The organism is Agromyces sp. SYSU T00194, assembly GCF_040496035.1.
Lineage (GTDB): Bacteria > Actinomycetota > Actinomycetes > Actinomycetales > Microbacteriaceae > Agromyces > Agromyces chitinivorans.
Map to the genome: position 1 here is coordinate 1,157,168 of NZ_JBEPJZ010000001.1, position 11,785 is coordinate 1,168,952.

12 protein-coding genes are annotated in these 11,785 nt (G+C 68.3%); 4 read left to right on the forward strand and 8 right to left on the reverse strand.

All coding sequences use genetic code 11. The features are described from left to right. Positions 1-11: 11 nt before the first annotated feature. The 5 genes from ABZK10_RS05405 to ABZK10_RS05425 form a co-directional block, all read right to left on the reverse strand. Positions 12-1,115 (reverse strand): sugar phosphate isomerase/epimerase family protein, encoded by a 1,104-nt coding sequence (locus ABZK10_RS05405; RefSeq protein ID WP_353808156.1) that lies wholly within the window; start codon positions 1,113-1,115, stop codon positions 12-14. 66 nt (positions 1,116-1,181) lie between these two features. Beyond that, a complete protein-coding gene (locus ABZK10_RS05410) occupies positions 1,182-2,213 on the reverse strand; it encodes a M24 family metallopeptidase (RefSeq protein WP_353808157.1) in 1,032 nt (343 codons plus the stop codon). 273 nt (positions 2,214-2,486) lie between these two features. Next, entirely contained in the window at positions 2,487-3,392 is a 906-nt protein-coding gene (locus tag ABZK10_RS05415) for a carbohydrate ABC transporter permease (protein WP_353808158.1), read from the reverse strand. Beyond that, the gene (locus ABZK10_RS05420; RefSeq protein ID WP_353808159.1) at positions 3,389-4,345 is read right to left on the reverse strand and encodes a carbohydrate ABC transporter permease; all 957 of its coding nucleotides are present in this window, start codon (positions 4,343-4,345) and stop codon (positions 3,389-3,391) included. The genes ABZK10_RS05415 and ABZK10_RS05420 overlap by 4 nt, the downstream gene beginning before the upstream one ends. Next, positions 4,342-5,781, reverse strand: a complete 1,440-nt coding sequence (locus tag ABZK10_RS05425; protein ID WP_353808160.1) for an extracellular solute-binding protein — start codon at positions 5,779-5,781, stop codon at positions 4,342-4,344. The genes ABZK10_RS05420 and ABZK10_RS05425 overlap by 4 nt, the downstream gene beginning before the upstream one ends. A gap of 395 nt (positions 5,782-6,176) precedes the next feature. Between ABZK10_RS05425 and ABZK10_RS05430 the strand changes: the two genes are divergently transcribed. Then, entirely contained in the window at positions 6,177-7,703 is a 1,527-nt protein-coding gene (locus ABZK10_RS05430; RefSeq protein ID WP_353808161.1) for a chlorohydrolase family protein, read from the forward strand. Between the two features lie 116 nt (positions 7,704-7,819). After that, the gene (locus ABZK10_RS05435) at positions 7,820-8,263 is read left to right on the forward strand and encodes an NUDIX hydrolase (RefSeq protein WP_353808162.1); all 444 of its coding nucleotides are present in this window, start codon (positions 7,820-7,822) and stop codon (positions 8,261-8,263) included. Between the two features lie 95 nt (positions 8,264-8,358). Here the strand turns inward: ABZK10_RS05435 and ABZK10_RS05440 are convergent, their stop codons facing one another. Together ABZK10_RS05440 and ABZK10_RS05445 are read right to left on the reverse strand one after the other, a co-directional pair. Further along, entirely contained in the window at positions 8,359-8,595 is a 237-nt protein-coding gene (locus ABZK10_RS05440) for a hypothetical protein (RefSeq protein WP_353808163.1), read from the reverse strand. A gap of 627 nt (positions 8,596-9,222) precedes the next feature. Further along, the gene (locus ABZK10_RS05445) at positions 9,223-9,744 is read right to left on the reverse strand and encodes a hypothetical protein (RefSeq protein WP_353808164.1); all 522 of its coding nucleotides are present in this window, start codon (positions 9,742-9,744) and stop codon (positions 9,223-9,225) included. A gap of 124 nt (positions 9,745-9,868) precedes the next feature. Between ABZK10_RS05445 and ABZK10_RS05450 the strand changes: the two genes are divergently transcribed. Both ABZK10_RS05450 and ABZK10_RS05455 read left to right on the forward strand, forming a co-directional pair. Continuing rightward, the gene (locus ABZK10_RS05450) at positions 9,869-10,408 is read left to right on the forward strand and encodes a peptidylprolyl isomerase (RefSeq protein ID WP_353808166.1); all 540 of its coding nucleotides are present in this window, start codon (positions 9,869-9,871) and stop codon (positions 10,406-10,408) included. Between the two features lie 5 nt (positions 10,409-10,413). After that, on the forward strand, positions 10,414-11,253 hold the full coding sequence (locus ABZK10_RS05455) for a rhomboid family intramembrane serine protease (RefSeq protein WP_353808167.1): 840 nt from the start codon (positions 10,414-10,416) through the stop codon (positions 11,251-11,253). A gap of 256 nt (positions 11,254-11,509) precedes the next feature. On the opposite strand, the gene ABZK10_RS05460 is transcribed toward ABZK10_RS05455, so the two are convergent. Next, a complete protein-coding gene (locus ABZK10_RS05460; RefSeq protein WP_353808168.1) occupies positions 11,510-11,749 on the reverse strand; it encodes a cell division protein CrgA in 240 nt (79 codons plus the stop codon). Positions 11,750-11,785 lie beyond the last annotated feature (36 nt).

Genomic DNA, 11,785 nt, shown 5'->3' on the forward strand with positions numbered 1-11,785 from the left:
CGACCGGAGTGTCACGCGGGCACATGCTCGGACCGCTCTATTCCAACGCGCTCGAAAGCGTCCTCGATGTGGGCGGTCGCGGTGCGGATCCACTGCACCGACTCGTCGTACTCGAACGGGCGAGCACGGCGCTCGCGCCAGCCTTCGATCTCGCCCGAGGCGATGCGCTCGGTGTAGTCGCGAACGAGTGCGATGTACTCGGCGTACTCGTCGCGCGTGAGGTCGGGGTGGCCGGCCAGCCAGTCGGCGTCGAACAGCTGGATCAGGTGCGGCTCAACAGTGCCGGCCGCGAGACCGTACAGCCTCTGCGCTTCGGAACGCGGCTGATCGTTCTCGAACGTGATGTTCAGGTCGGGTCGGTGCGGCTTCAGCAGTGCGAGGATCGCGTTGTAGTCGATGAGCCCCTCACCGCAGGCACGTGATTCGTGGAGTGCACCGCCGTGCACCAGCTCGACGTAGGCGTCCTTGAAGTGTGTCTGCCGCACGAATGGCGCAATGCGCTCCGCGGCGCGAACCGGGTGCTCGCCACGCATCAGCACGTTCGCCGTGTCGAAGACGACGCCGACGACGTCGTCGCCCGTAGCCTCGATCAGACGCAGCACCTCGAACGTCGTGATCTCCTCGTGCGTTTCGAGGTTGAGGTGCACGCCGTGATCCCGGGCGATCGGACCGAGCTTCGCCAAGAACTTGCGCGTGGCCTCGAGCTGATCGACCCACGACGCGTCTGTCCGGAACCGGTCGGTCGCGAACCGCCCCGGGTAGGGCTTCGCGTTGGCGGTCGAGATCCAGAGTTCAGTCACGTCGATCGACGCGGCGGCCTCGATCATGCGGCGGAATCCGAGCACGATGTCGCCGTCACCGAGTCGACGCAGCTCGGGTGCTTCCGGGGTCGCGTAGGGGTTCACCTTCCCGAGCCCCGCCTCGAGGTAGAGACCGAGTTCGTCGGCGTGCGTCCGCACTTCGCTGAGCACGCCCGGGTCGAGGTTGGGCGTCGTGTCGAGGATGGTGCGGAAGAACACGCCGTCCATGCCGAGCTCGACCGCATGGTCGAGGGTGCGCAGGGGGCCGTACTCCGCCGCGCGGGGGATCTTGCGGCCGTCGATGCCGATTCTCATAGTGGTTCCCTCCATCGGGACTAGCGGGATGCTTGGTGTGGTGTTGTCGGTGAGCCAGTCGGCCGTTCAGGGGAGGCGCAGAATTCCGCGAGGGGTCGTCGACAGCCAGCGGGCACCGTCGTCGGTCACCAGGGCGACGTCACCCGCGCACACGTGCCCGAGTACCGGATGGGTGAAGTTCGGGTGGATCTCGAATACCTGGCCCGGTACCATCACGGGCGCCGCGCCGTCGTTCGCCCGGTCGCGTTCCGCGTCGGTGAACGGAGCCGACCAGGGCTCGCTATAGCTCGCGCCCATCGCGTGATGTGACTGGAAACGGAATGGATCGTCGAGCCGCGCGATCGGCGTCAGGCGGTCTATGCCGGCTTCGAGCACGTCACCGATGGCGGTGATCCGGGTACCCGGTTTCATGGCGGCGAGCGCCGCATCTTGAAGCGCGACCAGCTCGTCGCCCATCGCGACCAGCTCGGGATCGGGCTCGCCGAACACGCCGATGCGCAGTACCTGGCCGAAGACCTGATCGGCCATCACGGTCGCGCCCATCTGCACGCGTGCGGTGCGCGGCACCTCATCCAGAAGCTCGAAGAGGTCGAAGTAGGTCTCGGCGGGGCGGTCGCCGATCGCGAGCCAGACGCTCGCACTGTCGGCGCCAAGCCGACGGCCGAGGTGCTCGGCCTCGACCATGAGCTCGGGCCCGCTCATGCCAGTCGCGCCGGCAATCGACATGAGGTGGGCCACGATTGCGTCGGCGATGCGCGTGGCCTTCGCATGCGCGTCGGGGTCGATCGCGAACCGCTGGGCGCGCAGCTCGACCACAGGCGACTCGTCGTCGATCACGTCGAATCCCTCGAGTGCGGCAGTGAATGCGGCGGAGCGCGCCACGGTCAGGTCGGCGCGGCCCATCACCGTCACACGTGAGCCCGTGGGCAGCACACCGAGCTCGGAGCGCAGCGCTCCGAACGGTTCGACCGCCTTGTGCACTCGAATCAGATCACCCAACCGAGTGCGGAACGCGCGGGAACGGTTGCGGTCGGCCGACACGACGACCGGCGTGCCCTCGACGGGCAGTACGAGGAATGCGTCGGAGTTGGCCGGCATCCAGCCGAGCAGGTACCGCAGGATGCTTCCCGACTCGCCCGTGCCGGTCGCGGCGACGACGAGGGCGACCGAGCCGGTCGCGGCGATCGCCGAGCGGATCGCGTCGAGGCGCTCCGGGATGCGTCCGAGGGCCACCGGGGGTGGAAGCTGCGGTCCGAGTTGGGGCTGCGGCTCGGTCGACTGGGGGATGAGGATGGACATCGGGGGCTCCTTCTTGTTCTGGTCAGGACTCGGTGCGCCGCGTCGCGGCCACACGACGGACGAGAGAATCGGCTACTTGTTGCCGCTCATGACGAGGCCGCGCACGTAGTAGCGCTGCAGCACGATCGCGAGCACGACCAGCGGCACGGTGACCGAGGTCGCAGCGGCGAACATCTCACCGGTCATCGGGTTGTTGGGCACGGACTGGAACATCGCGGCCGCGACTTGCGCCGTCTGCATTGCCGGATCCTGGATGACGAGCAGGGGCCAGATGTAGGCATTCCAGGCCCAGATGAACTGCACGAGCACGACTGTGACGAACGCCGGCCCGACGTTCGGCACCGCGACGCGCAGGAAGGAGGTGAGGTGCCCCGCACCGTCGAGCTTCGCTGCCTCGAACATCTCGTCGGGCAGCTCGGCGAACGCCTGCCGCATGAGGAACACCGCGAACGGGCTGAACATGAACGGCAGGAACACGCCGATCCAGGTGTTGCCGAGCCCGAGCGCGATCGTGAGCCGGTACTCGGGAAGCAGGATCGCCTCCATCGGCACGAAGGCGGCGGCCAGCACCAGCAGGAACAGCACGTTGCGGCCCGGGAAGCGCAGGCGCGCGAACCCGTAGCCGGCGATCGTCGCGGCGAGGATCGCACCGACGACCTGCATCACCGCGATCGCGAGCGAGTTGAGCAGATTGCGTCCGAAACCGTATGTGCCGAACAGGCTGATGAAGTTCTCAACCGTCGGGTTCGCCGGAACGAAGGTGCGCCAGGTCAGCGGCACGGTCTCGGTGATGATGTCCATCGTCGACTTGAGCGACGCGAGCACCATCCAGGCCAGCGGCACCGCGAAGACGAGACCCACGAGCACGAGCGCGATGCTGCGGGCCACGACCGCACGCGGGATGCGGTGCCGTGGTCGCCGGAGCGTGGTCGCGACGGCGGGCGAGGCCGTGGCGGTGGCTGGGTTCGAGGTTGTCATCGCTGCTCCTTGAGTACGACACCTTGCAGCAAAGTCACCGCGGCCAGCAGCACCATCATGCAGACGGTCGCCGCGGAGCCCACCCCGTAGTCGAGGTAGCGAAATCCTTGGTCGTAGGCGTAGTAGATGAGGTTGGTGGAGGAGGCATTCGGGCCACCCGAGGTCATCAGCAGGATCGGTGTGAAGATGCGCGTGGCCCCGATCGTGACCATGAAGACGGCGACGATCGTGCTGCGGCTGAGCAACGGCAGCGTGACATGTACGAACTGCTGCCAAGCGTTCGCCCCGTCGAGCGAGGAGGCGCCGTAGAGGTCTTCGTCGAGTGACTGGAGACCGGCGAGGAAGATGAGCGTCGGCAGGCCGACGTCCTTCCAGATCGACATGATCATGATCGACGGGATCGCGAACTGCTCGCTCGTGAGCCATGGTACGCCGTCGAAACCGATCGCTTCGATGAGCGAGTTGGCGAGGCCGGTGTCACGGTTGTAGATGGTGAACCAGAGCAGCGCCATCACCGATTCGGCGGCGGCGAGTGCGGCGATCACTGCGGAACGGGCGAAGCGGGTGCCCGGCACGACCCGGTGCATCAGCAGTGCGATACCGAGCGCAGCGGCGACCTCGACCACGGTGATGCCGACCCCGTAGATCAGCGTGTTACCGAGAGCCCGCCAGAACACCGGGTCGGCGAACAGGCGGTCGAAGTTGTCGCCGCCGACGAAGCCGATGCTGCGGTGGGTCATCGGGTTGAACGCCTGCACGCTCTCGGTCATCGCCCACACCAGCGGGCTCAGCTGGAAGACCGCGAGCCCCAGCACGACGGGGGCGACCATAGCAAGTCCGACGAGGTGCTCCCGGTCGCGGCGCCGCGAGCGACGCGGCGGCCGCGGGGCCCCGGCCCCCGGGTCGGGGAGCTCGCGCTCCCCGACCCGGCTGATCTCGTCGATGATCGTCACTGCGCGTACCGGCTGAGCGCGTTGTCGATCGAGACGGCGGCCGCATCCAGGGCCGTCTGCGGATCGGCGCCGAGCCCGATGTCCCGCACCGTGGTGTTCATCTGGTTGAAGTACTCGAACCACCCAGGGGTCTGCGGTGCACCGACGGTGGCCGCGGCCATGTTCTGCACCATCTGGTAGCGCTCGGTGCCCGTGGTCTCGGCCGGAAGACCCGCGATCACCGACTGCTGAGCGGGCAGTGAGCCCCACGCGGTGTGCCAGGCGACCTTGGTGTCGGTGCTGGTGAGCGCTCCAAGTAGTGCGGCGGCCTCCGCCGGGTGCTCACTCGTCGACGAGACGATGAAGCTGTCGGAGGCGTTCGACGACACCACCGACTCGTCGCGCGGCAGCGGCGTGAGGCCCCAGTCGAATTCGTCGGTGCCGGCGAAGATGCCGCCGACGTCGACCGCCGCGGTCTGCGCCTTGAACATGTCGGGCACGTAGTCGACCGGCGACCAGTTGTTCGTGAACAGCGACTGGTAGCTCGTCATGCCCTCGACCGCGAGCGGATTGTTGATGTAGCCGTCGACCGAGAGGCCGTCATCGCTCACGCCCACGAACGAGCGGTACTCATCGGAATCGGGATCGGCGTCGGGGCTGCCCTGCATGCGGATCCAGGTGCTCTCGAGCTGGGCGTAGTTGGAGCCGGGACCGCCGTTGCCGAAGCCCGAAGGAGCGAGCGGGTAGAGGTCGCCATTGCCGGACGAGTCCATCCAGGCCCGCAGTTGCGCGAACGCGTCGAACCACTGGTCGACCGTCCAGCCGGCCTCCGGGTCGGTCGACTGCGGGGGCAGCGGTACGCCGGCCTCTTCGAACATGTCGATGTTGTAGGCGAGCAGCTGCAGCTGGTGCTCCCACGGCAGCGCGTACGCGACGCCATCGAGGGTGACGCTGTCGATGATCGACGGCGTGAAGTCGGCCAGGAAGTCGTCGGTGAAGTACTCGCCGACTGGAGCGGCGATGTCGCCGTAGAGGTAGGACGAGACGAAGTCGCTGCGGCCCATCACGATGTCGGGAACGTTTCCCGAGGCGACGTAGGTCTGCAGGTTCGTCGACAGGTCACCGTACGGCACGAGCTGCTGCGAGACGGTGATGTTCGGGTAGGCGGCCTCGAACTCGGCGACGGTTTCATCGAAGACGGCGTTCGAGGCATCGTCCCACGACTGGCGCATGATCGTGATCGTCATGTCGTCGCCGCTCGGTTCGACGCCGGTGTAGCCGCCCAGGTCCATGGCGTAGTTGCCTGGGCCGGGCCCGATCTCGATGTCGCCTCCGCCGCCGGTCGCGTTACCGGCGCATGCGCTGAGGCCGAGCGCGACGACGATCGCCGAGGCAGCGAGTGCGGCCCGTGGGGCGTCGCGGCGCCCGGATGTGAGTCGGTCGGTGCTGTGGAGCATGGTGCTTCCAATCTCGTCGCAACGGGGCGACGGGCTGTCGGGATGGGGGTGGAGCCAGCAAAGAACGGACGAGTGGAGCAGGCAGCGGAGCCGTGGACGGTGCCGATGGTCGGACTGTTCCAGCGGTTCGCCTCATGAACGAACTCGTTCATGAGGCGAACCTACGAACGATTTGTTTCGTTTGCGTTGCGGGTGCGTCACCAGCTCGCAAAACACTCGCCGCCGCCCTTCTCGACCCGCCCTGGGATTTGTAGCGTTGCGCGCGTGCCCTCACTCAGCTGTTTCCACGCGTACCTCGCCTGCGGGATGACCGTCGACCCGATCACCCTGCTCGACGGTCCCGGGTGGTGTTCGCCTCGCCCGGATCGCATCGCGAACGCTGCCGGGGTTGCGGCGTGAGGCGCCGCATCCGAGCGGCCCATGTGCTGGGATTCGATCCCGAGGCCGGCGACCACGTCTGGTATCGCAATGGCGAGGTCGTGATCGATGGGCCGCTGGTCGAGCGGGTGGGCGCAGCCGGTACGGCGAGCGGTCGCGTCGCGACCGTCGATGACGAGATCGATCTCGGCGACGCCGTCGTGATGCCGGGCCTGATCGATCTCGACGCGCTCGGCGACATCGACCACGCGCTGCTCGACACGTGGGCGCCGCCCGAGCTTGCCAGTGGCCAGGAGTGGTCGGCGGCGTACGCGAAGGCTGGCGCCGCCGATGTGCTGAGCGCCGACGAGCGGCGGCTGATGCGACGCTACGCGCTGACCCAGCTGGTGCTGCACGGTGTCACGACCGCGATGCCGATCGCGGCCGAGACCCACAGCTCGTGGGCCGAGACCTTCGACGAATCCGTCGCGCTCGCCGAAGAGGCGGCCTCGCTCGGGCTGCGTGTGTACGTGGGGCCGAGCTACCGCGCCGGCGTCAACACCGTCGCCGCCGACGGCACCACGGACGTGCACTGGGACCTACCCCGCGGTGAGCGCGGGTTCGACGATGCCCTGCGGTTTCTCGACTGGGCGCGCGCACGGAGGATGACGGATGGCAGCGACCTCGTGCAGGGCGCTCTACTGCCGTGCCGAATAGAGACCGTCACAGACGACCTGCTGCGCCGCACCGCGGCGGCCGCTGAGCAGCACGGGGTACCGGTGCGGCTCCACATGCTCCAGAGCCTGCGGGAAATCGAGCACCTGCACCGGGCAGACCGCGGCACCCCCGTGGACACTCTGGAACGTGTTGGTCTGCTCCGAGCCGGCACCCTCGTGCCGCACGCGATCTACCTCGACGATCATCCACTGGTCATTGAGGCACGCCGGGCGGGTGCCGCCGCCGCGTCGGCTTCGCCGGTCGGTGACCTCGAACGGCTGGCGACGGCGGGCGTCGCGGTCGTGCACTGCCCGCTGACATCGCTGCGATACGGCACTGCGCTGCGGTCATTCGGCCGCTATGTCGATGCGGGAGTGCGGATGACGCTTGGTACCGACTCATTCCCGCCCGACCTGATCCGGGGCATCGACGTCGGATCGAGCGTCGCGAGGCTGATCGATGGGCGGGCAGACGCGGCGCCCGTCGCGGACTACCTGCGAGCCGCGACGCTCGGCGCCGCCGACGTGCTCGGCCGCCACGACCTCGGCCGCCTCACCGCCGGAGCAACGGCCGATCTTGTCGCGTTCTCCCTCGATGACCTTCGCGATGGCGCGATCGATGATCCGCTGCGCACCCTCGTCGCATCCGGAACTGCGCGTCAGACGGTGCTCAGCATCATCGCCGGGCGCGTAGTCGTGCGGGGCGGACGGGTGCCCGGGCTCGACGAATGCGAGCTGCGGTCGACCGGTCAACGCCTGTTCATGAAGCTGCGCGCGGCGTACGGGCACCGTGACCACCACGGACGCAGCGCGGACGTGCTCTTCCCGGCGGCCTTCGCGTCGGGGTGAGTCCCATCGAGGCGTAGGTGAGCTTCTGAACCCGAGGTCTCGTGTTCTCGGTGCGCGACCCAGTTCCGGTCGCATCCCGTCGGCCCGGGCAATCACGCAGGAGATAGCCTGTGCAGATGGACATCCGCATCGCGGCGTACGGCGTCATCATCCGCGACGGGCAGGTCCTGCTCGCCCACTGGAACGAGCACGGCCGCAGCGGCTGGACGCTGCCCGGCGGCGGCATCGAGGGCGACGAGCATCCGCATGACGCGGCCGTGCGCGAGATCTTCGAGGAGACGGGCTTCCATGCCCGCATCGATCGGCTCCTGGGCGTCGATCGCATCATGATCGACGCGTCCCGTCGTCACGCGGGCGCGACCGCTCCGCTGTACGCGCTGCGCGTGGTCTATCGGGCGACGGTGACCGGTGGCACGCTCACCAATGAGGTCGACGGCTCGAGCGACGAGGCGCGTTGGTTCCCGCTCGAGGAGGTGCCCGAACTGCACCGCGTCAGCCTGGTCGACGTCGGGCTCCGGCTCGACTCGGCGGAACCGCCGGCCGGCATGATCGGCACCTGACCCCCCGGGTACGCCACGACGGCCCTCCCGTCGGGGAGGACCGTCGTGTGCGGATGAGGCGTGCGCCGGGTTCCGGTGCGCGAGGCGCCCGGGCGTCACAGGTACGGCCTCGAACTGATCGCGGCCAGGATCGCCCGCTGCTCGCGCTGCTCGCGTTCGCGCGCGTTGCGGAACGCCAGCTGCTGCGCGGCGCGGTCCGGCTGGCGCCGGTGCGCACGACGCCGGCTCCAGGCCAGCAGTGCGATGCCGATGCTCCGGGCCGCCCGCTCGGCGGCGTCCTGTGCGCGCAGGCTCCGTCGTGGAGGGTGTGCGATGAGGATCTGCGAATTCATGATCGTTCCTTGGGTGTGATGGTGGTGGTGCGGGTGGTGCGGGTGGAGGTGCACCCGACTGCGGAAGCGGCGCATCGTTCCCGGGTCCGTCGGGACCCGGGAGGGCGTGCGGGCATGCCGAGGCACCGCCGAGGTGGCGGCGTGGGTGCGGTCCGAACGGGTCGCTCCGCCGTGGGCGCGACGTCGGTGACGACGAACCCCGGTCAGGCGTCCCGGTTCAGGACGGATGCGTCGCGGAGGGCGAGTCCGGAAGGACTGCCGGCCGGCGCGGGACGGTGCTGCCTAGTGGGAGCGGACGGCGAAGGAGGCCGTGACGTACGTGGGAATCTTTCCCATGCCGAGCGTGATCGGTGCTCCATCGCAGATTGCGAGATCGATGATCATCATGTTCGGTCACTCCTTCCTGTGCTCTGAGAACCACTGACGGGGTCACACCATAGCGCTGCCGGGAACGTGCGCGCAAGAGCGGATCCGGCATGTCGGTGCGGGCACTGAGCCGATGCGTGTTGGCGACAGTCCGTACGTGGGCCCGCCCGTCGGGCGCGCACCCGCATCGAGGCACGACGAAGGGCCCGAGGTCGCGCAGTGCGTCACTCGGGCCCGATGCCGGCGATCACCGGCGGCGCGTCAGGCTTCCTTGTCGGGGCCCGGCGTCGGCTCGTCCTCCGCGACCCAGAGCTCGTCGTCGGCGCGGAAGGTCTGCCAGACGGCATAGGCGATCGCGCCGGCGGCGACCACGGCCGCTCCGATCGCGATGTACCCACCGACGCCCGGACCGCTCTTCGGCTCCTCGGCCTTGGGGTTCACGCGTGCCAGGGCCGCGCGGACCCGCTTGTCCTTCGCGATGTCGCCGATGGACATCACGGTACCGAGCGCGCTGCCGAGGACCGGCACCATGGTGCGCTCGATCGAACGCCCCGCGTCGCCGGCGAACCTGCCCACCGCGTTCACCCTCGGCTGCAGGTACGTCTCGTATCCCTCTCGCACGCGCGGCGTGACCTCCTCACGGGTCAGTTGCCCGAGCTGGCGGCTCGCCTCGCGCGCGACGGTGTTCGCGCGCTCGAGTACGGCCTGCTGCTCTCCCCAGAGCTGCTCCGCGCTTCCGCGGAGTCGCTTGAGTTCCTTACGGCGCTTGCGTGACAGGCTCATGTCGACCCTCCATCGTCTGCTGCAGCGAACTCTTCCATCTTGCCACCAGAACCGCCCGGATCACGGAGTGAGTGTCGAATCCGGCATATGGGTTGACAGATCCGCCTGTGCGAGAATCGTGGACATGCCACAACACACCGCAGTCGCGACGATCACGACGAACCACGGGCCCATCACGGTCGACCTCTACGGCAACCACGCGCCGAAGACCGTGGCGAACTTCATCGGGCTCGCGACGGGCGAGCGCGAGTGGACGGATCCCGCGTCGGGCCAGAAGCGCACGGACGCCCTCTACGACGGCACGGTCTTCCACCGCATCATCCCCGGCTTCATGATCCAGGGCGGCGACCCGCTCGGCCAGGGCATCGGCGGCCCGGGGTACCAGTTCGACGACGAGATCCACCCCGAACTCGACTTCACCGAGCCCTACGTGCTCGCCATGGCCAACGCCGGCAAGCAGATGGGACGCGGCACCAACGGTTCGCAGTTCTTCATCACCGTCGCCCCGACGACCTGGCTGCAGGGCAAGCACACCATATTCGGCAAGGTGAACGACGAGGCCGGCCGTGCCATCGTCGACAAGCTCGCCGCGGTTCCGACGGACGGGCGCGACCGCCCGCTCGAGGACGTCGTGATCGAGACCATCACCGTCGAATCCGTCTGAGCGGCGTGACCGACGCCGACCCGGGGAGCCGCTGCTACCGGCACCCCGATCGCGTGAGCTACGTGCTCTGCCAGCGGTGCGGTCGCACCATCTGCGGGGAGTGCCAGACCCCCGCCGCGGTCGGCGTGGTGTGCCCGGAGTGCATGCGGGAGCAGCGGCAGTCGGCGCCTCGGACCCGATCGCGGGTGCTCATGCGGGCCGGGAGCGGCACGCCGGTGGTGACGTATACCCTCATCGGCATCACGGTGGCGGTCTTCGTCCTCCAGCTGATCCCCGGACTCGGCGTCACGAACCGCCTGTACTTCACGCCGCTCGCGATGAGCGAGATCGCGTTCGAGCCGTGGCGGATGCTCACGACGATGTTCGTGCACTCCACCAGCCTGATCTTCCACGTGCTGCTCAACATGTACACCCTGTGGATCTTCGGGCAGCTGCTCGAGGGCCTGCTCGGCCGAGGGCGGTTCCTGGCGCTCTACCTGATCTCCGGCTTCGCCGGTTCGGTGGGAGTCATCTGGCTGTCGAACCCGAACACGGCCGTCGTCGGCGCATCCGGTGCGATCTTCGGACTCATGGGGGCGTTCCTCGTGATCCAGCGCCGGCTCGGGCGTCCGTCGACGCAACTGCTGATCCTCGTCGGGATCAACCTGGTGATCGGCTTCATCCCGGGAACGAACATCGCCTGGCAGGCGCACCTCGGCGGTCTCGTCGGCGGCGCGCTCGTCGGGCTCATCTTCACCGAGACCCGCAGACGGTCCCAGCGCGGACTGCAGGTCGGCCTGCTGGTGGCGCTCTCGGCGGTGCTGGTACTGCTGAGCCTGCGCTACTTCGTGTTCCCGCTGATCTGACCGGCTGGCGTACCCCTGCCCGTCGCCGGCGGGTCCGATCACGCTCGTCTCAGTGCGGGCCCTGATGCGGCGTCACGCCCAGCTTTCCAGCGTCGCGAAGGTTATCCACAGGCTTGTCCACATCTGGGGAGAGTTACAGGTGTGTAATTGTCGCCCTTAAGGGGGACCAGTTCTCCGGGCGCGGGCGACCGCATCGAAGCGGGGCGGATGCCCCGTGGCATCCGCCCCGCTTCCGAGGTCGTGTCAGGCGCCGGCGTCAGCGCCAGCGCGTCGTCATGAGGAAGCCGATGAACGCGATGCCGAACCCGACGAGGATGTTCCACGAACCGAGGTCGGGCACCGGCAGCTGGCCCTGGCTGACGTAGAAGACGATGATCCAGGCGAGCCCGATCAGCATGAAGCCGAACATCACGGGCTTGAACCAGACGGGGTTCGGAGCCTCTTCGCCGTTGGGTTGCTCGACGCGCTCGGGCTTCGAGGAGTTCGCACGTGCCATGAGCGCGATTCTACCGTGTACGCGGTGCTCGGCTGG

Bases quoted from the DNA above. Each gene is read 5' to 3' on its own strand.
- ABZK10_RS05405 (WP_353808156.1), bottom strand. From the start codon at position 1,115: ATGAGAATCGGCATCGACGGCCGCAAGATCCCCCGCGCGGCGGAGTAC.
- ABZK10_RS05410 (WP_353808157.1), bottom strand. From the start codon at position 2,213: ATGCCGGCCAACTCCGACGCATTCCTCGTACTGCCCGTCGAGGGCACG.
- ABZK10_RS05415 (WP_353808158.1), bottom strand. From the start codon at position 3,392: ATGACAACCTCGAACCCAGCCACCGCCACGGCCTCGCCCGCCGTCGCG.
- ABZK10_RS05425 (WP_353808160.1), bottom strand. From the start codon at position 5,781: ATGCTCCACAGCACCGACCGACTCACATCCGGGCGCCGCGACGCCCCA.
- ABZK10_RS05435 (WP_353808162.1), top strand. From the start codon at position 7,820: ATGGACATCCGCATCGCGGCGTACGGCGTCATCATCCGCGACGGGCAG.
- ABZK10_RS05440 (WP_353808163.1), bottom strand. From the start codon at position 8,595: ATGAATTCGCAGATCCTCATCGCACACCCTCCACGACGGAGCCTGCGC.
- ABZK10_RS05445 (WP_353808164.1), bottom strand. From the start codon at position 9,744: ATGAGCCTGTCACGCAAGCGCCGTAAGGAACTCAAGCGACTCCGCGGA.
- ABZK10_RS05450 (WP_353808166.1), top strand. From the start codon at position 9,869: ATGCCACAACACACCGCAGTCGCGACGATCACGACGAACCACGGGCCC.
- ABZK10_RS05460 (WP_353808168.1), bottom strand. From the start codon at position 11,749: ATGGCACGTGCGAACTCCTCGAAGCCCGAGCGCGTCGAGCAACCCAAC.